This is a genomic window from Tumebacillus lacus, from assembly GCF_026410385.1.
Classification (GTDB): domain Bacteria; phylum Bacillota; class Bacilli; order Tumebacillales; family Tumebacillaceae; genus Tumebacillus; species Tumebacillus lacus.
Genome location: NZ_JAPMLT010000017.1, coordinates 39976 through 59906 on the forward strand (window position 1 = coordinate 39976; position 19931 = coordinate 59906).

General features: G+C 52.9%; 20 protein-coding genes. 18 read left to right on the forward strand and 2 right to left on the reverse strand.

Translation table 11 applies throughout. From position 1 onward, the window contains the following. The first annotated feature begins 17 nt into the window (after positions 1-17). Entirely contained in the window at positions 18-1805 is a 1788-nt protein-coding gene (locus OS242_RS20160; RefSeq protein WP_267153477.1) for a DUF2339 domain-containing protein, read from the forward strand. A gap of 6 nt (positions 1806-1811) precedes the next feature. Next, the gene (locus tag OS242_RS20165) at positions 1812-2096 is read left to right on the forward strand and encodes a hypothetical protein (RefSeq protein WP_267153478.1); all 285 of its coding nucleotides are present in this window, start codon (positions 1812-1814) and stop codon (positions 2094-2096) included. A 58-nt stretch (positions 2097-2154) separates the two neighbouring features. Here the strand turns inward: OS242_RS20165 and OS242_RS20170 are convergent, their stop codons facing one another. Next, positions 2155-2703: a GNAT family N-acetyltransferase gene (locus tag OS242_RS20170; protein WP_267153479.1), complete on the reverse strand. Its 549-nt coding sequence runs from the start codon at positions 2701-2703 to the stop codon at positions 2155-2157. 114 nt (positions 2704-2817) lie between these two features. On the opposite strand from OS242_RS20170, the gene acpS reads away from it, so the two are divergent. From acpS to OS242_RS20240, 14 genes are all read left to right on the forward strand, one after another. Next, positions 2818-3192 (forward strand): holo-ACP synthase, encoded by a 375-nt coding sequence (gene acpS, locus OS242_RS20175; RefSeq protein ID WP_267153480.1) that lies wholly within the window; start codon positions 2818-2820, stop codon positions 3190-3192. A 176-nt stretch (positions 3193-3368) separates the two neighbouring features. Then, positions 3369-4385 (forward strand): outer membrane lipoprotein-sorting protein, encoded by a 1017-nt coding sequence (locus OS242_RS20180; protein WP_267153481.1) that lies wholly within the window; start codon positions 3369-3371, stop codon positions 4383-4385. A 108-nt stretch (positions 4386-4493) separates the two neighbouring features. Beyond that, positions 4494-5660, forward strand: a complete 1167-nt coding sequence (gene alr / locus OS242_RS20185) for an alanine racemase (RefSeq protein ID WP_267153482.1) — start codon at positions 4494-4496, stop codon at positions 5658-5660. Between the two features lie 246 nt (positions 5661-5906). Continuing rightward, positions 5907-6158 (forward strand): CopG family ribbon-helix-helix protein, encoded by a 252-nt coding sequence (locus OS242_RS20190; protein ID WP_267153511.1) that lies wholly within the window; start codon positions 5907-5909, stop codon positions 6156-6158. Positions 6159-6161: 3 nt separating this feature from the next. Then, positions 6162-6512 carry a type II toxin-antitoxin system PemK/MazF family toxin gene (locus OS242_RS20195; protein ID WP_267153483.1) on the forward strand — a complete coding sequence of 117 codons (351 nt, stop codon included), beginning with the start codon at positions 6162-6164 and terminating at the stop codon, positions 6510-6512. A gap of 125 nt (positions 6513-6637) precedes the next feature. After that, positions 6638-6892 carry a hypothetical protein gene (locus OS242_RS20200; protein WP_267153484.1) on the forward strand — a complete coding sequence of 85 codons (255 nt, stop codon included), beginning with the start codon at positions 6638-6640 and terminating at the stop codon, positions 6890-6892. Positions 6893-7702: 810 nt separating this feature from the next. Then, positions 7703-10336 carry an alanine--tRNA ligase gene (gene alaS, locus OS242_RS20205; RefSeq protein WP_267153485.1) on the forward strand — a complete coding sequence of 878 codons (2634 nt, stop codon included), beginning with the start codon at positions 7703-7705 and terminating at the stop codon, positions 10334-10336. A 162-nt stretch (positions 10337-10498) separates the two neighbouring features. Further along, complete coding sequence (locus tag OS242_RS20210) at positions 10499-10915, forward strand: hypothetical protein (RefSeq protein ID WP_267153486.1); 417 nt, start codon at positions 10499-10501, stop codon at positions 10913-10915. After that, positions 10916-13600: a ParA family protein gene (locus OS242_RS20215; RefSeq protein ID WP_267153487.1), complete on the forward strand. Its 2685-nt coding sequence runs from the start codon at positions 10916-10918 to the stop codon at positions 13598-13600. It begins immediately after the preceding gene. Between the two features lie 139 nt (positions 13601-13739). Continuing rightward, complete coding sequence (locus OS242_RS20220; RefSeq protein ID WP_267153488.1) at positions 13740-14201, forward strand: GNAT family N-acetyltransferase; 462 nt, start codon at positions 13740-13742, stop codon at positions 14199-14201. 55 nt (positions 14202-14256) lie between these two features. After that, positions 14257-15027 carry an alpha/beta hydrolase gene (locus tag OS242_RS20225; RefSeq protein ID WP_407702138.1) on the forward strand — a complete coding sequence of 257 codons (771 nt, stop codon included), beginning with the start codon at positions 14257-14259 and terminating at the stop codon, positions 15025-15027. 155 nt (positions 15028-15182) lie between these two features. Then, the gene (locus tag OS242_RS20230; protein WP_267153490.1) at positions 15183-16331 is read left to right on the forward strand and encodes a hypothetical protein; all 1149 of its coding nucleotides are present in this window, start codon (positions 15183-15185) and stop codon (positions 16329-16331) included. A gap of 14 nt (positions 16332-16345) precedes the next feature. Then, positions 16346-17077: a hypothetical protein gene (locus OS242_RS20235; protein ID WP_267153491.1), complete on the forward strand. Its 732-nt coding sequence runs from the start codon at positions 16346-16348 to the stop codon at positions 17075-17077. A gap of 351 nt (positions 17078-17428) precedes the next feature. Beyond that, positions 17429-17809, forward strand: a complete 381-nt coding sequence (locus tag OS242_RS20240; RefSeq protein ID WP_267153492.1) for a sirohydrochlorin chelatase — start codon at positions 17429-17431, stop codon at positions 17807-17809. Here the strand turns inward: OS242_RS20240 and OS242_RS20245 are convergent. After that, on the reverse strand, positions 17806-18255 hold the full coding sequence (locus OS242_RS20245) for a Fur family transcriptional regulator (RefSeq protein ID WP_267153493.1): 450 nt from the start codon (positions 18253-18255) through the stop codon (positions 17806-17808). The two genes, OS242_RS20240 and OS242_RS20245, sit on opposite strands and share 4 nt — an antisense overlap. A gap of 61 nt (positions 18256-18316) precedes the next feature. On the opposite strand from OS242_RS20245, the gene OS242_RS20250 reads away from it, so the two are divergent. Beyond that, complete coding sequence (locus OS242_RS20250; protein ID WP_267153494.1) at positions 18317-19507, forward strand: MFS transporter; 1191 nt, start codon at positions 18317-18319, stop codon at positions 19505-19507. A gap of 3 nt (positions 19508-19510) precedes the next feature. Continuing rightward, on the forward strand, positions 19511-19813 hold the full coding sequence (locus OS242_RS20255; protein WP_267153495.1) for a hypothetical protein: 303 nt from the start codon (positions 19511-19513) through the stop codon (positions 19811-19813). Positions 19814-19931 lie beyond the last annotated feature (118 nt).

The window sequence follows — 19931 nt, forward strand, 5'->3', positions numbered from 1 at the left end:
CTAAATTTTTGCAATTGATGATAGAGGGTGTCGAATGGAAGGGGGCGGGGGACATCGAGAAGGAGCAAGAACTTCGCATCAAGCGGCTGGAAGAGCGTGTCGAACAGCAAGATGCGGAACTGGCGCGCTTGCGGGCTGCCGTGCAGGAACTGAGCGGCCGGTTGCAGGGGGCGACCGGGCCGGAGGTGACCCCGGACGGGGTCGAGCAGTCGGGGGCGGCACATGCGAGCTCAGCGGCTGGCACAACTGGTGCGGGGCATGGTCCGCTGAAGGAAGAGGGAAAAAAGCCGCCCAAAGAGCCGGTCGATTGGGAGCATCTGATCGGGCGGGTCTGGCTGCCGCGGGTATTTTTGCTCGTGCTGCTGCTCGGGGTCTTGTGGGGCTTCAAGGCGGCGGTGGAGAGCGGGATTTTAACCGAGCCGGTGCGCTGTTTGATCGGGGTGCTGACGACGGCTGCGTTTGTCTGGCTCGGCGAGCGTCAGGTCCGCCACGATCGTCACGCGCTCGGGCAGGTGTTGCTCGGCGGCGCGGTGGCGGTGGCGATCCTGACGACGTTTGCCGCGCATATGTGGTACGGACTGATCGGGTCGGCCGAGGCGTTTGCCCTGCATCTCGGCATCTTGTCAGGCGGCGTGTACTTGTCTTTGCGGCATCGGTCGCAGGCGTTGGCGGTGCTCACGCTCATCGGCGGGTGCATGGTGCCGTTCCTGATCAAGAGCGATGAGCCGAACACGCTCTTTTTCATGGGCTATCAAACGGCGCTCACCACCGTGTTTCTGCTGATCGCGCTGCGCAAAGGGCACCATATCCTATTCGTAACGGCCCAGGTGCTGTTCCATCTGGCCGTGGGGATTTTCGCGATCATGGTGCAAGAGGAGAGCGCGTATGTCGTCTACGGCGTGTTCTTGCAACATCTCTTGCAAATCGCGCTGCTGCTCCTGACTCGGGAAGGAAATACGGTGCGGCTGCTCTCGATTTTCAGTTCGGCGATGCTTGTCCTTTTCTGGATGACGGCGTTGATCGAGGACGACGGGGGCGCGCTGTACGACCGCTTCCTGCTGGCCTTGGTCGCGGTGCACGCGTTGCTCGCGGCGGTGTCGTGGAAACAGCGGCTGCTGTCGTCGGTGTTCTTGTCGGCGGGGTCGGTCGCGCTCGCCGTGTGGTTGTTCCGCACGCTGGACAGCGACGTGCTGCCGTTCACGATGTTGCTGGAAGGCGCGGTGTTGATCTGGCTGTCCTTGCGGGTGCGGGTCGGGCTCACGTCGCTGGTCGGCAGTGCGGTGTACGTGCTGGGGCTGATGTTGACGGTGAGCGAGCCGATCCGGGAGTTTGCGTCTGCACAGACGTTGCAATGGGGCGTGATGCTCGCGTCGATGATCGCGCTGGTGTTCCTGATCCAGCGGGAAAATGAGCAAGCGGCTGCGGCGGACGATGATGAATTCAACGTGCCGTCTGGGGGCCTGACATTGCTTGCGATCCTTTGGGCCGCGCTCCTGCTGGTGTTCCTCACGCAGGTCGCGATGGTGTTGGCTGAGCCGCTCAGCAGCAGCGTGGAGCACATGGTCGTCTCGTTCGTCTGGGCGCTGTACGCCATCGCAGCCATTGTGTTCGGCACGGTGCGGCAGTCGCGGCTGGCGAGGATCGTCGGGGTCGTGCTGCTGTTTATCACGCTGTTTAAGCTCGTGTTGTTTGACCTGCCCATCGTGTCTGTCGCGGTGCGCGCGATTCTCTTTATCGTCGTCGGCGGCATCGGCGTCGCAGTATCGCGGCTGTTTTACGGGCAGGGTAAGAAGAAAGGAGAATGACGGAAAATGGCATCGTGGATGCTCTATGGCGGGCTGGTCGTGGCCTTGATCGGCGCAGTGGCGGCGTATAAGCAAGGGTCTTGGAAATGGATGCTGATCAGTCTGATCGGCTCGCTGCCGTCGGTGCTCTATCTGAGTGCGACGCCGAGATTTACCGGCTATTTTCTCATGCTGGCCTTCCCGTTGCTGGCGATCTGGGGCATCAGGCAAAAGCGCGGCCGCGTGGTGTCTGTCGCCGTAGCGGCGTCGGTGATCGGTTGGGTGGTACCGTATGTGGTGATGTTTGTGTAAGGCAGGTAAAACGGGAAACAGCCTCTCCATCACGGAGAGGCTGTTTCTGTATGCGCGATCACCGCGCTTCCCATTCCCGTCTCAACATCCCGTACAAATACAGATCGTGCCGCTTCCCGTCGCGGTGCAGGTACTCGCGGCGAACGCCTTCTTTGGTAAATCCGAGCTTTTCATACAGCCGGATCGCCGGTTCATTATAGGAAAACACCGTCAGCGACACCGCGTGCAGGTTGAGCTCTTGAAAGGCGAAGTCGAGAACGAGTTCCATCGCCTCGCGACCGTAGCCTCGGCTGCGGTGGGACGGCTCGCCGATCTCGATAGAGACGTGGCAGGTCCCGTTGTTCCAGAGGATGCCGTCGAGGATCGTCAGCCCGACGAGCTCGTCGGTGTCTTTTTTGCGAATCGCAAATCCATAGTCGCGGGTCGGCCGCTTCATCAGCCCTTCGATCATCTCGCGGACGCTGCTTTCCGAGCGCAGACCGACGGGGATGGCATCGAGGTTGCGCAGGAAGTTTTGGTCTTGGTACCAGGCGGTGATGAGCGGGATGTCGGCGTCGCGCAGGGCGTTGAGTCTGAGGCGGTCGCCGATGAGGAGAGATTGCAACATCTGAAGAAAACCTCCGATTCGATCTGTGATATCCCTATTTTCTCGGTCGGCGAGCATTTCCCTTTTTTGGTATGCTGTAGCTAAAGAAAAGAGGACGAGAGGAGCCACCCGTTCATGATTATCGGCATCGGCACGGACATCATCGAAATCAAACGCATCGCTGCCTCGCTCGAACGGCAAGGCGATGCGTTCTGGGAGCGCATCCTCGCCCCGGAGGAGCGGCGCGAAATCAAATCGGCGAAGCGCAGGCTGGAATACCTGGCCGGCCGTTTCGCCGCCAAGGAAGCGGCCTCCAAAGCGCTCGGCACCGGCATCGGCGAGGTCGGACTGCACGACCTCGTGATCTGGAACAACGAGCGGGGCGCACCGCAGATGTACCTGCAAGGCGGGGCTGCGAAGGTCGCGGAACAGCTCGGCGTGCGCAAAATCCACGTCTCGATCTCCCACAGCGAGCACTACGCGACGGCGACTGTTGTCGCAGAGGGATAAGCAGGTTCTTGTACATAATCCCGCTGAGACAAGAATAGACATGTACCAAGCAGGATCGAGAGACAAGGAAAAACATGCCCTTCGCATGAATTTTCAAAAATCTCTCGACATATTTCCTGGGAAATCCGCGACAGGTCTACAAACCCTGTCGAATAAGAAGAGGGAGGGGTCCCGCTATGTTCAAGAAGAGCATGCTGCGACAAAAGCTGTACCTCGTCTTCGTCTGCTGCTTGGTACTGTCTCTGACGCTCGTCGGTTGCGGATCGCGCGATCAAGAAACGGTGCTGAAAGACTTGGGCGAGATGAAGCAAGACCTGAAGACGTACGAATCGAAAGCGATGATGACGGTCTCCGCCAACAATCAAGTGCAAAAATACTCCATCGAGACGTGGTATCAGTCCCCGCACTACTACCGCATCGCGCTGGGCAACGAGAACAAAGAGGTCACCCAGGTGATCATCCGCAACGATGACGGCGTGTTTGTCGTGTCGCCGCAGTTGAAGAAAAGCTTCCGTTTCCGCGGCGATTGGGCGGAAAATCAAGGCTATGTCTACCTCTACCATGCGGTGATCGACCGCGTGTTGAACGCCAAAGAGCGCGGCTTTGACGCAAAGGACGGCCAACTGTCCTTCACGATGAAGATGGAGCCGGAAAACCCGCTCGTCACCGAGCAAAAAGTCACGCTCAAAGACAGCAATCTGCATCCGATCCAAGTGGCGCTGCTCGACAAGGACAAAAAATCGGTCGTATCGGTCGATTATGAGAGCTTCAAGACCGGCGTCGAGTTCAAAAAAGAGCAGTTCTCGCCGGAAGCGGCGATGGCGATGGCGCCGACGGACGCAAAACCGGTGATGGCCGGCGCGAAAGATTTCGGCATCATCGAACCGCGCTATCTGCCGAACGGCGCGAAGATGGTCGACCAGCAGGAGACCAAATCGACGGTCATGCTGCGCTTCGACGGCCAAAACGCGTTTACGATCACCGAGCACCGTCCGGCGGCGAAAGACACGTCGCTCTATGCAGGCGAGATCGTCGACCTGTGGGGCGTGCCGGCTGTCGTCGCAGGTGCAGAGTCGGGCAACCGCTCGATGTACTGGTTCCACAACGGCGTCGAGTTCTCGCTGACCGGCAACATGGCGGTCGATGAGATGATCCGTGTGGCGCAGTCCATGACCAATCACGCGGGCAAGTAACAAATTTATCAGGAAAAAGGGACGGTCGAGACCCTTTTTCCTTTTTTGTTTTCATGTTACATTTACTTGGTAAGCAACTTTAATGGAACGGAAAGCGAGGCGAGCGGGATGTTTGGCAGACCGACATGGGCGGAGATCGATCTGGACGCGATCGAACACAATGTGCGCGAGATGAAACGACTGCTGCCGGAGGGGACGGAACTGATGGCGGTGGTCAAGGCGAACGGCTACGGCCACGGCGCAGGCCCGGTGGCCAAAGCGGCCCTTGCGTCCGGTGCGACGCGGCTGGCGGTGGCATCCGTCGAGGAGGGCATCGAGCTGCGGGAGGAAGGCATCGACGCGCCGATCCTCGTGATGGGTTACACCGACCCGGCCTGTGCGGGAGACGTCGTGGCGTGGAACCTGACGCAGACCGTCTACGAGCCGCAATTCCTCGCCGCCCTGCAGACGGCCGCTGCCGCTGCGCACGCGGTCGTCAAGGTGCACATCAAGGTCGACACCGGAATGGGACGCATCGGGGTCAGCTCCGCAGAGGAACTGCTCGCTCTCGTAAAACAGGTGCAGGATTCTCAGGCTCTTTTATTGGAAGGAATATTCACTCATTTCGCCACGTCAGATGAAGCGGACACGTCGTACGCGGACGAACAGACGGCCAAATGGCAAGAAATTTGTGCGATGTTAGATCGGGCGGACATAAATGTGTCCTTGCGGCATATATCAAATAGTGCGGCGATCTTGCATCATCCGCGCTGTTCTGACAAACCGCTTGGCAACATGGTGCGGCTCGGGATCTCGATGTACGGATACTACCCGTCCGACGAGGTGCAAAAAGCGGCGCCGCTGCGGCCGGCATTGCGGCTCGTCTCTCGGATCGTGCACGTGAAGGCGGTGCCTGCGGGGACTTCCATCTCCTACGGGGCTACGCATACGACGGAGCAGGACGGCACCTTGATCGCGACGGTGCCGGTGGGCTATGCGGACGGATACAGCCGGTCGCTTTCCGGAAAAGGACACGCTCTGGTGCGCGGGGTGCGCGTGCCGGTGATCGGACGTGTCTGCATGGATCAGCTGATGCTCGATGTGTCGGCCGTGCCGGATGCGCAAATGGGCGATGAGGTCGTGCTGTACGGCGCGCAAGGGGAGGCTGTGATCGACCTCGAAGAAGTGGCCGCTCAGATCGGCACGATCTCCTATGAAGTCTGCTGCGATCTGGGACGACGGGTGCCGCGGGTCTATAAGCAACAGGGTGAGACGGTGCTGGTTCGGAAATTGTAATCGTGGTGCAATCAAACGATTGTGGTAGAACGAGGCGCATATGGTACAATAGAAGATGTGATCTTTGGAGGCAAGCCTATCAGACCTGTCCTTTTTTCCGAAAGTCGGCATTCCCGGCAGGAAACGGTATGAAAGCGATCCTGCTTTGACATACTGATGCAAGGATGGGTATAATAACGTTTGAATGTCCGGAGATTAGGTATTGTTGCTTGGAGGTGCCGCGTGTTGTCCAAAACCAAACGCATAATGGTCAGTGTACCGAATCATCTGTTGCAGGAAGTCGATGGCATTGTGGAAAAGGAAAACCTGAATCGCAGTGAATTGATCCGGGATGCGATGAATCTGTACCTGCTGGAAAGAAAGAAGCGATACATCAGGGAGTCGTTGCAACAGGGCTACCTGGAGATGGCGAAGATCAACCTGAACATCGCATCAGAAGCGTTTTTGGCGGAGGAAGAGGCGGAGACAACTCTAGACCGTTTAGTTAGCGGGGTGTAGTCGGTGAATGTGAAGCGCGGCGACATCTATTTTGCAGATTTATCGCCCGTGGTAGGTTCGGAGCAGGGCGGTTTTCGCCCCGTGCTGGTGATCCAGAACGACATCGGCAATCGATTTAGCCCGACCGTGATAGTCGCGGCGATTACCGCGCAGATCCAGAAAGCAAAATTGCCCACCCACGTGGAAATAGACGCAAAAACTTACGGTTTGGACCGCGACTCCGTGATTCTGCTCGAACAGATTCGTACGATCGATAAGCAGCGGTTGACCGATAAAATCACACATCTGGACGATGAATTGATGTCCAAGGTGAATGAGTCGTTACAGATCAGCATCGGGCTGATTGAGTTTTAGAAAAAAGAGCTGGACCTGTTTGCTTGGGCTAGAAGTAAAACAGATTCGGCTCTTTTTGTATGCTCTTTTGGGACCGTTTGGGGCAGACTAACTTCCGAGAACGTGAGAAGGAGGGGTCTTCTGTCATGACGTATATGAAACCGCACCTGCAACGCCGTTCCGACTTTATCGGCACGAACCCGATCGCCGAACACAACGAAGCCGGCATCCTCGTCACCCGCGTCGGCAACGAGTATCGCTTTGCCGTGGAACTCGACGTCGACACGGTGGTCGAGGTGGAGAAGACGACCGACAAGATGGCCGTCGACAGCATCATCAACCGGATGCTCCCGGAGTTGGACAGCATCCGCGAGCGCTTTGACGGGTGCTTCCCCGACTAAAAACGAAAAACCACCTGAAGCGATCTTCAGGTGGTTTTTGTGTTGATGGTGAGTCCGACTAGCCGCGGATGATCACGTCACCGCGAATGATAACACCGCGGATGATGACATCTCGGTCAGGAGCTTTTTTGAATTCCATGAGAGAAACGCCTCCTTGTATGCCAATGGCTAGATTCAGAAAGGCTTAAGTTGATTAGCATCGAATACTAACCAAACCTCACCTCGGGTTCAATATATCATAAACATCAGGGACCAGCAAGGGTGTTATTCGCGAATTATTTAGAAGTTACAGATAATTTCAAGTATAAGTTGACGAAGTCGTAGTAAAATCGGACTAAAACTACAGGTTTCGACATAGTTTGACTGAAGTGAATTGTGACGATCCGCTTATTTACTTGTTGGTTTGTCTTTGTATAACCTGTGCGGGGGTGGGGGAAGATAGACCTGAAGTCCTGAAAAATGAACGCTTTACGAAATTCAGGAAGTTCTACTATAATAGAGTACAACGCGATGAGAAAGACGAGTACGGGATGATCCGCCGTCAGAGAGAGAGCCTCGTGGCTGAGAAGGCTCTTCGGTATTGGGATCTCGGAACGCTCCTTTCGAGCGCAGGTGACTAAAGCCTGCCGGGTGGCCCGTTACAGCCGCAACTGAGGTGACCTGAGTCGATCTTTTTAAGGAAGAGACTTGGGTAATCAGGGTGGTACCGCGAGAGTGTGAGCAACGCCTTTCGTCCCTGTTTTGACGGGGATGGAGGGCTTTTTTTATTGCTTTTTTGCTGTTTTTAACGAGACCCAGGAGGGATTCCAGATGAAATCCAATGAGATTCGCAATCGCTGGCTGAAGTTTTTCGAAGGGAAAGGCCATGACATCGTGCCGTCCGCATCGCTGGTGCCGCACAACGACCCGTCGCTGCTGTGGATCAACGCCGGGATGGCGCCGCTGAAAAAGTATTTCGACGGCTCGGAACTGCCGCGCAACCCGCGCATGACCAACTCGCAAAAGTGCATCCGCACCAACGACATCGAGAACGTCGGCAAAACGGCGCGCCACCATACGATGTTTGAGATGCTCGGCAACTTCTCCATCGGCGATTACTTCAAAAAAGAAGCGATCACGTGGGCGTGGGAGTTTCTGACCGAAGAGCTGAAGTTTGACAAGGACCGTCTGTACGTGACGATCCACACCGAGGACGACGAAGCGTTCGGCTACTGGACGGAGTTGATCGGCCTCGACCCGGAGCGCATCTGCCGCACTGAAAAAGACAACTTCTGGGACATCGGTGAAGGTCCGTGCGGCCCGTGCTCGGAGATCTTCTATGACCGCAAACCGGAGCTTGGCAAAGATGAGACGTTCCACCCGGACAACCACAACGAGACCCGCTATCTGGAAGTGTGGAACCTCGTCTTCACCCAGTTCAACCACAACGCGGACGGCTCCTACAACGAGCTGCCGAAGAAAAACATCGATACCGGCGCGGGTCTGGAGCGTCTGTGCTCGCTGCTGCAGGACGTCGAGACCAACTTTGACACCGACCTGTTCCAACCGATCATCCAAGAGACCGCACGTCTGGCAGGCAAAAAGTACCACGAGACACCGGAGATGGACATTGCGTTCAAAGTCATCGCCGACCACATCCGCACGGTCGCCTTCTCCGTCGGTGACGGCGCGCTGCCTTCCAACGAAGGTCGCGGCTACGTCATCCGCCGTCTGCTCCGTCGTGCCGTCCGCTACGGAAAAGTGCTCGGCATCGAGAAGCCGTTCATGTACACGCTGGTCTCTGTCGTCGGTGACATCATGGGCGAGCACTACCCGGAGATCGTGGAAAAGCGCGAGTTCATCGAGAAAGTCGTCAAGGCGGAGGAAGAGCGCTTCCACGTCACGCTGGCGGCCGGTGAGCAACTGCTCGGCGACGTGATCGCGCAAACGAAAGCGGCCGGTGCCGACACGCTGCCGGGCGACAAGGCGTTCACGCTGTATGACACCTATGGCTTCCCGATCGACCTCACCGAGGACATCGCGGCGGAGCAAGGTCTTGGCATCGACCGCGAAGGCTTTGAAAAAGCGCTGAATGAGCAGCGTCAACGTGCGCGTGCCGCTCGCAAAGACGTGGCGTCGATGAACGTGCAGACCGAAGTGTTCGACCAGCTCAAGATCGAGTCTTCTGATTTTGTCGGCTACAGCGAAACCGCTTCGGCAGCGCAGATCCTCGCGATGATCTCGGGCGGCATGATCGTGGAAGAGGCGGAGGAAGGCGACGATGTGGAGTTGTTCCTCGACCGCACCCCGTTCTACGCGGAGTCGGGCGGTCAGGTGGCAGACATCGGCCTGATCTCCGTTGGCGAGTCGGCGATCCTGCAAGTGCTGGACGTGCAAAAAGCTCCGAACGGCTATCACCTGCACCGTGCGAAGGTGCTCTCCGGCACGGTGAAAGTGTTTGACACCGTCGAGGCGTCCATCGACCATGAGCGCCGCGTCAACATCACGCGCAACCACACCGCGACCCACTTGCTGCACAAAGCTCTGCGCGAAGTGCTCGGCACGCACGTCGCACAGGCGGGCTCGCTCGTGTCGTCGGATCGTCTGCGCTTTGACTTCTCGCATCTGTCCGGTCTGACCGCAGAAGAGCTGGACGTGATCGAGCGCAAAGTCAACGAAGTGATCTGGGCAAACGAAGGCGTCGAGATCCAGGAGATGGGCATCGAAGACGCAAAGAAAGTCGGCGCGATGGCGCTGTTTGGCGAGAAATACGGCGATGTCGTGCGCGTCGTCAAAGCGGGCGACTACTCCACCGAGCTGTGCGGCGGTTGTCATGTGCGCACCACCGGTGAGATCGGCCTGTTCAAGATCGTGTCGGAAGCGTCGATCGCATCCGGCGTGCGCCGCATCGAGGCGGTCACCGGCAAAGGCGCGTATGAGTACGTCGTCGCTCGCGAACGCCTGCTGGCGGAGTCGGCCGGCAAGCTGAAAGCAAACGTCAACGACCTGCCGATGCGTCTGGACATCCTGCAAGGCAACATCAAGGATCTCAACAAAGAGATCGAAGCGTTGAAAGGCAAGCTGGCAGCGGGCGAAGTGAAAAACCTCCTCGACCAACTGGCAGAAGTCGGCGGCGTGCCGTTCCTCGCGAAGCAGATCGACGGCGTGGACATGGACGGTCTGCGCACCATCGCGGAAGACCTGAAGAACCGTCTCGAATCCGGCGTGATCGTGCTCGGTTCGGCGGGGGATGACAAAGTCAACTTTGTCGTCGCCGTCACCAAAGACCTCGTCGGCCGCGGCCTGCAAGCGGGCAAGATCGTCAAAGAAGTCGCAGCGATCACCGGCGGTGGCGGCGGCGGTCGCCCGGAACTCGCCCAAGCAGGCGGCAAAGACGTCAGCAAGCTCGGCGAAGCGATTGAAAAATCGCAAGAGATCCTTCTCGGCATGCTGGCAAAGGCGTAAATTGTAAACACCACCCATTGGGTGGTGTTTTTTGAGTAATTGCAAGTTCATTTGCCCTAAAGAATACAACTATATATAAAATCCTCCCTTTGGTGATTTCTAAAGTCGAATTCTCTGATAGAATATGTAATAGAAGTCGATCTACCCGGAGGAGGTCCCCTAGTGGCTTTGCATGTAACTAGGAAACAACTAATAGATTCATTCCATAGGCACTTGGCGGTTTATAAGTCGGCGTCTATAGGTAAAAGTATGTCTCATAGTTTGATTTTGTTTTATGCAGTTGAATGTGGTTTGAAAGCACTAATACTTGGGAAGATTGGGAAGAATTCTACCGAAGTATTATCTAACCACTCTGATGCTGAGTTGCAATATATATCAAGTGGTAAAAATGGGCATGACTTAAATAGAATGATAAAATACCTCAATGTTTCTAGGCTTAGGATACCTGAAATCCAGGGAATTGCAGTCGTCGATCTTCATACTGCTTGGAGGTATGGTTTCCCAGTCGGATTCGAGGAACAGGCACAAGCAGTTGCGAAATTATATAATATTGCTAACTGGATAGAGGAGGAAATTTAAATGAATAGATTTTATACATGGCACGACGTTGACTTAGCCTTGAAAATCAAGAGAAAATCTGAAGAATGGCCTAATGATTGGATAAAGTATTATGTGTTTGATGATGAATTGGAACTGCATATCTCAAATGAGAAAAGTTCCGATGTGGACGCACAGGTTCTTAATGTATTGGGAGGGTGGTTTGGTAATCGATTTGACCCGGTTCGAAAGGAAATTCTATTAGAGTCTTATTCGGAAAAGAGCCTAAAAGTAAATACTGTATACAGTGCATTTGGCTCAACGTCTTATCGAATTAGGCCGCTTTTTGAATCTGAATACTCAAAAAATAACAGCGGGACGCCACCCATCTTCAGTGATGGTCCACAAATATTTGCCTTCCATTCTTATAAAGGCGGAGTCGGTAGAACTTTATCTGCGTTGTCTTTCTGTCGTTCTCTTAGCAAACGGAAAAACATGGGTGAACCTTTTAAAGTGTTGATAGTTGATGCGGACTTTGAGGCCCCTGGTTTGACTTGGCTAGCTAGACAACAAGGAGGATTTAGGGATTTTAGTTTGCTTGATGCAATGACACTTATCCATGAGGAAGAACATTGGGAAACCGAAGCGCTTGATTTTATTACTGAACGTATACGCGAAGAAAGACTGAGACTTCCGGTAAACAAACAATATACGGAGCATTACTTTTTACCGGCTTACCGAGAAGAGGAGCAATTATTATCCATGCCGGTTACACCTAGGGATTTAATTAAGTTTTCTGGCAGGGAGTGGCTTTTGGTTGATTTCTTGCATAAACTTGGTAAAAAGTTATTGGTAGATGCCGTAATTATTGATTTGAGAGCTGGGATAAGTGAGTTTTCTGCCCCCTTCTTATTTGATCCGAGGGTGCAGCGAGTAATTTTATCTACAACTTCACTCCAATCAGTTGAAGGGAATAAACTTATTTTAAAACAAGTTTTGGATCGTATGCCTCAGGAGCAAGAAGGGTATCAATACCCGCTATTTTTCTTCTCAATGGTAACGGAAGAAGCAGAGGAATCCGTCAGAGAAAGTGCAGAAGAAATTTTAGCTCTTTATCCATTTGAAAATGAAACTGAGTGGCTTTCTACTCCAGACTTTGTTAAGACGTTACCTTTCGCTGAAGAGTTGGTACATTTAGGTAAACTCGAGAGTATTGACAGGAAGCTTTCTGGAAAGGAATTCGAAAAAATTATTGATGAAGCACTATCTAAGATCATTGATAAGTCTTTAGATAGCCATCATCAGGATGGATATATCTACAAGGAACATTTCTTAAGGGACTTGATGATAGTTTGTAAGAATATGGAGTATGCAGAGTCGGATAAAAATGATAATTTTTTAAAGACGGTTCCTATTAGAAACCTCACTCAAAAATTCTCTTCCTCAATGCCTACTGCAGTCGTAATGGGAGCAAAAGGTGCTGGGAAAACCTTCATTTACCTGCAAATAGTCAAGAAAAAACTCTGGAAGAGTTTTGTTGATGAGATTTTAGGTAAAAATGAATCCGACTCAAATTCCTTTATTTTACCATTGCTATCTTCGCGAAACTTAGAGATGCATAACTCACAGTTGATCAATGAATGTTTAAATGCGAACAGAGGTATATTAGGAGCGAAAAACACATTTAATATACGGGATGTTTTTAAGAAGATAGATAACCTTGTAATTACCGGGGAAATGTCAGAGGAGAGTTGGGAGAGATTCTGGTTAACGACAGTTGCTGAGTGTATTGGATTTAACGGAGAACAAATTTCCGTGCGAAGCATAAATGATTTCTTGAAAGATAGAGGTAAAAGAGTCACTCTAGTTCTTGATGGTTTAGAGGATGTATTTAATAAAATCACGGAAGTTGAAGCTCAACAAGTAGCAGTTCGCGCGTTATGTCAGGGGATAGTGCCTCAAATTAGAGAGCTCCCTAACGCTCATGTTGGCATTATCGTGTTTGCTAGGAAAGATATACTACAACATTCTATTTTACAGAATTTTGGTCAGTTCTCTAGATTATATGACCAATTTGAAATGAGATGGAATCAGGAGGAGGCACTTCGACTAGTTCTTTGGATGTGTAAAACAGTAGATCCTGTATGGAATATTGAGGGGGATATCGGCGCGATTGAGTTCTTGCAACGTGAATTAATTGAGAAGAGTTTGCCGCCTTTGTGGGGAGTAAAATTAGGAAAGGATGATTCAAGAGAGGCGTACTCTGCAAATTGGGTAGTATCAGCATTATCGGATTTTCGTGGACAGTTACAGGCACGTGATATAGTTCGCTTTTTAGGAGAGTCTGCAAGACTGACCACACAATCTACAGTTAGATATTACGAAAATAGATATTTGCAGCCGGCTGCAATGAGGGATGCAATAGACTATTGTTCTACTGAGAAGGTTAAAGAGATTGAGCAAGAAATTCCTACCTTGGTGAATATATTTAACAAAATTCGAAGTACGCCCGAGGAAAATCGTGAACTACCGTTTGATAGAGAGTCATTGGGATTAACTGTGGATGAGATCAGGTTGTTAGAATCCTTAGGAGTTGCATTTAAACAGGCAGAAGGTTACTACATGCCGGAGATTTTCCGTCGTGATCTAAACATGAAGTTCAAGAAGGGAGCTCGACCAAAGGTAATAAACCTATTAAAAAGTGCTCTCGAAAAAGGAGGGAAATGACTCCTGAGTTACTTTGTTCAACTAGTTGGTATAAATCTTAAGAAAGAGGCTGTCGGATCTCCGGCAGTCTCTTTTTCTTTTCACGTCTGTGAAAGCGGGGTATACTCATTTCATAAAAATGGAACGGAGGCTGACCCTGATGCAACTGACCATTCGAATCGCAGACGACCGAGATCGTCAGGTGTTGATCCGAGAGTACATCCAGCACTACAGTCCCGATTTGGAGGAAGCACAGAAGTACGCGGCTCTGCATCTCATGGTCGACCGGGCACTGATCGCAGAAAGGAACGGCTCTTTTGCCGGCATCCTGACGTGGGGTGTGCGCGAGGGAGTTCGGCACGGTCTGGCACAGGTGACGGGGGTCCGCACGGAGCTGCTTTTTCGACAGAAGGGCATAGGGAGCCGACTGTTTGAGGCAGCCAAGCGGGATATGGAGGCGTATTTTGCGGGCAGAGGCTCGGCTTTGCGAAACGTGTACGGGATCGCGCCAGAGTCGGTGGCCACGGCAGCTTTTTGGGAGAGACAAGGGTTGCGAAAAGTCGCAGAGGTGCCGGACTATCGGGAGGACGGGGCAGTCGGCTTGGTGTACGTGGGGGAATAGCAGGGAAGAGTGTCGGAGCCGTTTTTGAGGCTCATCTAAAAGGAGGAAGATGGGCGTGGTTGAGAAGTTTCTGATGGAGATGAAAGAGTTTCAGCAAGAGCGAATGATTCGCGTGTATGTGCCGAAAGGATATGAGCAGTCGGGTGAGAGGTACCCGGTTTTGTATATGCACGACGGGCAGAACGTTTTTGATGACGGAGAGGCTTTTGGTGGTGTTTCGTTGGGTTTGGAAGCGCATCTGGACGAAACAGACAGGAACGTGATCGTGGTTGCGATTGACCGCCATGCTGATGAGGAAGAACGAAAACACGAGTACTGCCCGTGGGTGACGGGGGAGTATGGGGTCAAGATATTGGGCCAGCCGAGTACGGTAGGCGGTAAAGGGGAGGCGTATGCGGACTTTGTTGTGAAGGAGCTCAAGCCTTTTATTGACAGCAAGTATCGGACTTTGGAGCAAGAAACTTATATGGCCGGAGCTTCGCTGGGTGGATTGATGGCGGTCTATGCGGCTGCTCGTTATCCGGGTGTGTTCAAACGGATCGCGGGTATCTCTTCCGGTTTCTATCGCAATCAGGAGGAGATCGAGCGCCTGCTCAAGGTGAGCGATCTCTCTCATGTGGAGAGATGCTATCTGGACTGCGGAACGAATGAAGCAGGCGAGGAAGAAGAGGTCAATGAGGAGGTACTGGCGTCGATCCGATCTGTGTATGACATTGTGCAAAGTAAAGTCGGGGATTCAAAGTTTGTCGTGATGGTGAACGGGCGCCACCGGTATGTTGATTTCCGAGAGAGAGTGCCGGGGATGGTTGGTTATTTGCTTGGGTAGTGGAGAGGTGATATAGGATCGGGAAAGGATCCGTATGTCCGGTATTAACTGGAGGTGGGGGGCTTTTTCTTTCAGTTCTTTAATGTTGTTACACGTTGCTTTGGTTGTTTATTCTAGTGCTAGACAGGATCACTACGAAACAGGGGTTCTAGCACATGACGTTAAAACTGAGGGCAGAGCGATACTGGGATGAGAAAATTGAGGAAGTCGAGCTCGACACAAACAGTCTTGTAGATCTGGAATTTGAACGGGAGAAGTTCAGTAATCTGCGGGAAACGGACGCGATTTTGTGGAACATCATCGACAAAGAGACAGTGGTATGGGTCCCAGAGGTAGTGCGGGCGAAGTATGAGGTGCGAAATGGAGTTAAGATCGCGATGGAGAGAGGGGCGAATTTGGACGAGGTAGAGGTTTTCAATCAGTTGTTTCGCTTCCGGCGACGCTCGGAGAGTGAAGCCGTGGCTTTGATGCGCCTTGGACCAAGAGGGGAAGAGTGGATCTTGCTGTGTGCAGACAATACGCAAGTTCGAATTCAGGATGAATGGAATACGTATCATGAGATCGCACAGGATCTACATAGGAAGGGCAAGATCTCGGCTGCTTTTCATAATCAGCTATTATTTAACCTCCAACAGCTTGATGTGGGGAAAAGGTGTGCGAACTCTTTACAGCATGAATTTGGACACGTGTTACAGTATCGAATCTGGAGCTCCGAAGGTCTGAATCCACGTAATGCGGAGGACTTGTATGAGTGGTTCTATGAGATTGGATATGTGGATTGTGTAGGTTTGCGAGATCCGGAGTTTTTACAGAACCCTATTTTGAATCTAAAGGAATCATTTGTTGAAGATTATCGGATCGGTTTGAACTTGAAGAGCCAAAGAGGTATATTTGAATTACCTAATGTTATTTGTTATCGTGGCGATTTTGAACATCCGGAATTGATGTATGAGGGGGTTGAGATCGTGACCAACGTGATAGACAACGTGAAATATGGAGCAGACGTAAAGAAAAAACAAGCCGTGTTTTTTGAACAAGAACCGGACACGATTCCTCTGATTCGAAAAGCGATGGAAGTTGACCATTGGGATTTCGATCCCAAAAAGGGACGGCTGACTGAGGATGACCATCGTGTGATCAGAGAACGGGTGAGAGCTAGCAAGCAAGGGATAGCATGGGAGACCTCTGCAGGGATGCGGAGGTCTTATTTTCTGAAAGGTAGGATGAGTCGATGCCTTGGAGTGCAATTGGGAAGCCGTTACTGGATCTCATCGGAGATCCGAGTGTTTTTATCGCGGTTGTGATAGGGTTGTGGGTAGTGACTTGGTGGTTTCGTGAGATTAAGACAAGCATCACGGCCCATAGGGATCAAACTGTATCTCGATTGGACAAAACATTGGAAGTGTACGGTGAACTTGAGACGAGAATGTTGATACATCTGCGTAGCAAGAATTCTGAGTCTGAAAATGAACTGTTTAAACTGGTCGGGAAGTCTTATCCGTATTTATCGCCTTATTTGTACGAACAGATCAGTTTCTATATCAGATATCGTGACATAGACCTCTTGGAGAGATGCTTGGGGATCATTCAGGAGGAGGTTCCAGAATTAAGAGTGCAGTATCAAGGAAATATTCCTGAGTTGCACGACACGTTGGAAAAGAACCCTGTTTACCTGGTCGTAATAGGAAAGATCATGACGCCAATTGGCGTTACGTTTCTTTCCGTTGTGGCAGTACTTTCATTGTTTTTGACTATGATGTATACAGGCAGTCTGCCATCATGGGGGGAAAAGACAGGAGTCATTTTCAACATGATAGGGACTATTCTGTTTCTGCTGCTGGGGTACTTGTTTATCAGCGACAAAAAATTCTGGGCCAGATCGAGGAGCACAGGTGTACTGATTACGTTCTCGTTTTTGCTTGTGTATATCTCGCATGATTGGTTTGTGAAGTTGATTATTTTGAGTGGCATCGTTTCAACTATTTTTTATCTGGCAAAGCGTAGAGAGAAAAAGGTGCAGGTGCCGCCTCAAAAGGGAACCTATATGTAAGACAGCAGAGACATCCTGTTGATAAATTTACGACTGATAAGCGAGTCATCGGATAAGTGGAAGAGCCGATTAGGGATCTGTCAGGCTCTATTTCATTGTAGAAGTATAGAAATTTTGAAACAGCGGCAGCCCCCTGTGGTGCAAAAGTTTCTAGAGTTGACGTCGGAGTCCGGACAGACCTCAACTGAGGGAGAGGGAAGATCGGACGCAGGCAGCTCTGCTGGCCGTGAAAAACGGCTGGGTCGACGATCGGGGGAAAAAGGGGTAAGATTAAGGGAATTGATAGTCTGGCGATGAAGTGCAGCAAGCAAGGAGTTGAGCAGGAGTGAGGACAGGCAGGAGGCTGAGCGGATGCAGGAGGCTATGCGAGCTTTGCTCGTGATCGCGCATGGGAGTGTCGTGCCGGGGGCGGAGCGGGAGGTGTGGGCTTTGGCGGGCCGGATGCAGGAGCGGTCGGGGCTGGATGTGGTCGAGGTCGGGTATCTCGATTATACGGAGCCTAGCATCCCGGAGGCTTTGGCGGCTTGTGTGGAGAGGGGGGCGACGGAGATCGTTGTCCTGCCTTATTTTTTAGCAGAGGGATATCTCGTGCGCAAGGTGCGGCGGGCGATGACGGCGGCGATGGCGAATCATCCGGGGGTTCGGCTGCGCGAGGCGCGTGCGCTCGGGCCTGATCCCCGGTTCGCTGATATCGTGATGGATCGCATCCGCGAGGCTGCGAAAGACGATTAAGAGCAGTCGGAGCAGGCACCGAAGATCTCGAAGCGATGCGTCTCCACGTGAAAGCCCTTCGGCACTGTCAGGCCGAGATCGTCCATCGGGCAGCCTTCGACCAGTTCTGTTTTTCCGCAGCGGGTACAGATATAATGGTGATGGTGGTCGTGCGTATCGCAGGTGATGCGGAACTTGCTGCCGCCGTCGCCAAAGACAGACTCTTCGATGAGCCGCTCTTCTTTGAGCAGGTGCAAGTTGCGGTAGACGGTGTCAAAGGAGATGCGCGGATAATATTCTTTCATCCGTTCCAGCAGCTCTTTGGCTGAGATGTATCGATCTTCCGCCAGCAAGATCTCGACGATGTTTTGGCGTTTGCCGGTCAGTTTAAAGCCTTGTTCTTTTATGCGATCAAAGAATCTCTCTTTGGCCTGATCGTGATTGTGATCGTGTGCATGTTCGGGCATAGGCACACCCCTTTCCCAAAACTTCATCCATCATTATAACACAGAAAGGGTGTTGTTGATTTTGGAACACATCGACCGCGCGGTTCCGTCCGCCGGAAACCGTGGGCGCGCGCTCGGCGGTTTTTATTTTTTCTTCTTCATGGCGCTCGGGGCGGTCTACCCGATGTTGCCGCTGTTTCTGACGGAGCAGGGGCTTTCCGGGAAGGAGTTTTCGTTGATCATCACGCTCGGCATGCTGGTGATGGTCGTGTTTCAGCCGATCTGGGGGATGATCTGTGATCGCTTCAAAGCGGAGCGGCTGATCCTGGTCCTGACGCTGCTCTTGGCAGGCGGGATCTCGGTGATCTATCCGTTTGCCGGATCGTTTGCGCTGTTTCTCGCGCTGTTTCTCGGGATGGCAATGTTTGAGTCATCGGGCATTCCCATCGTCGATTCGATGGCGCTCGGGCATGTGCAGAGCCACGGCGGAGACTACGGCTCGCTGCGTCTGTGGGGGGCGATCGGGTTTGCGGTCGCGTCTTGGATCGCGGGACTGATCGCGGAAAAGGCCGGGCTGCAGGTGATCTTTTGGATCTACGGCCTGTCGTTTGCGGTCTGCGTGCTGCTGGTGCGCGGCCTGCCCAAAGCGTCGGTGAGCACAGTCAAAGTCGATCTGCGCTCGGGGCTTCGGACATTGGTCCGGCTGCCGAAGTTTTTGCTGTTTTGTTTTGCGACTTTTATCGTGTTTGGCGTGATCCAGGCCAACAACAGTTTTTACGGGATCTTGTACACGAGCATCGGCGGCAGCGTGGCCGGGGTCGGGCTGTCGTTTCTGATCGCGGCGGGCAGTGAAGCGCCGGTGATGCGCGTGGCCCAGCGGTTCATCAATCGGTTCGGACTGGTGACGATCCTCGTCTTTACAGCGTTGATCTCGGCCCTGCGCTGGATCTGGTACGGGGTCGATCCGTCGATGGAACTGATCTGGGCGTTGCTGCTGGTGCAAGGCGTGTCGGTGGGGCTGTATCTGCCCGCCGCCGCACAGTATGTGCGCGAGATCGCTCCGGAAGAAGTACAGGTGACGGCGATGGGCATCTATTCGGCGGTCGGCAACGGGCTCGGCTCGATGGCGGGCACGTTGGCCGGCGGCATCGTGCTGGATCTGTACGGGATCTATACGACGTACCTGTTCTTTGGTATCGTGTCGATGGTTGGAGTCGGCCTGATGGCGTTGCTGCGGTTGATGCCGGATCGACTGGCAGAGAGGAGGGTGTGAGAGATGCAGGAAGCGTTTGCGGAGATGGTGCAAAACTGGAACCGGATGGGTTCGACGCACGACATGGACGAAGCGGGCGATGCGGCCGACCGGTTTGAACGGTCGTTTTACGCGTTTATCGACGAGGTGAAAGTGTGGGTGGACGCGCTGGAAAAACAGCCGAAGTCACTGGAGGAAGCGCTGGCACTTCCGGAGATCGAGGCGTTTTCGGAGCAACTGCCAGGTCCGCTCTTGCTGAACTTTGAGACGGAGTTGGAGCTGATCGTCGAAGGGCTGTCCAGAGAGACGGATGAAAAGGTGGAGTGAGGGTCCCTGAGAGGGGCCCTTTTTTTGTTGACAATGGGTGAGTACCTCTTGCGGTCGTTGCGGAATCGACATATGGTATCGTATCTCACCGACAAGGAGTGACTTGATAATGGCAGCG

Bases quoted from the DNA above. Each gene is read 5' to 3' on its own strand.
- OS242_RS20245 (WP_267153493.1), bottom strand. From the start codon at position 18,255: ATGCCCGAACATGCACACGATCACAATCACGATCAGGCCAAAGAGAGA.
- OS242_RS20215 (WP_267153487.1), top strand. From the start codon at position 10,916: ATGAATAGATTTTATACATGGCACGACGTTGACTTAGCCTTGAAAATC.
- OS242_RS20230 (WP_267153490.1), top strand. From the start codon at position 15,183: ATGACGTTAAAACTGAGGGCAGAGCGATACTGGGATGAGAAAATTGAG.
- OS242_RS20255 (WP_267153495.1), top strand. From the start codon at position 19,511: ATGCAGGAAGCGTTTGCGGAGATGGTGCAAAACTGGAACCGGATGGGT.
- OS242_RS20180 (WP_267153481.1), top strand. From the start codon at position 3,369: ATGTTCAAGAAGAGCATGCTGCGACAAAAGCTGTACCTCGTCTTCGTC.
- OS242_RS20170 (WP_267153479.1), bottom strand. From the start codon at position 2,703: ATGTTGCAATCTCTCCTCATCGGCGACCGCCTCAGACTCAACGCCCTG.
- alr (WP_267153482.1), top strand. From the start codon at position 4,494: ATGTTTGGCAGACCGACATGGGCGGAGATCGATCTGGACGCGATCGAA.
- OS242_RS20220 (WP_267153488.1), top strand. From the start codon at position 13,740: ATGCAACTGACCATTCGAATCGCAGACGACCGAGATCGTCAGGTGTTG.
- alaS (WP_267153485.1), top strand. From the start codon at position 7,703: ATGAAATCCAATGAGATTCGCAATCGCTGGCTGAAGTTTTTCGAAGGG.
- OS242_RS20160 (WP_267153477.1), top strand. From the start codon at position 18: ATGATAGAGGGTGTCGAATGGAAGGGGGCGGGGGACATCGAGAAGGAG.
- OS242_RS20190 (WP_267153511.1), top strand. From the start codon at position 5,907: ATGGTCAGTGTACCGAATCATCTGTTGCAGGAAGTCGATGGCATTGTG.
- OS242_RS20240 (WP_267153492.1), top strand. From the start codon at position 17,429: ATGCAGGAGGCTATGCGAGCTTTGCTCGTGATCGCGCATGGGAGTGTC.
- OS242_RS20200 (WP_267153484.1), top strand. From the start codon at position 6,638: ATGACGTATATGAAACCGCACCTGCAACGCCGTTCCGACTTTATCGGC.
- OS242_RS20165 (WP_267153478.1), top strand. From the start codon at position 1,812: ATGGCATCGTGGATGCTCTATGGCGGGCTGGTCGTGGCCTTGATCGGC.
- acpS (WP_267153480.1), top strand. From the start codon at position 2,818: ATGATTATCGGCATCGGCACGGACATCATCGAAATCAAACGCATCGCT.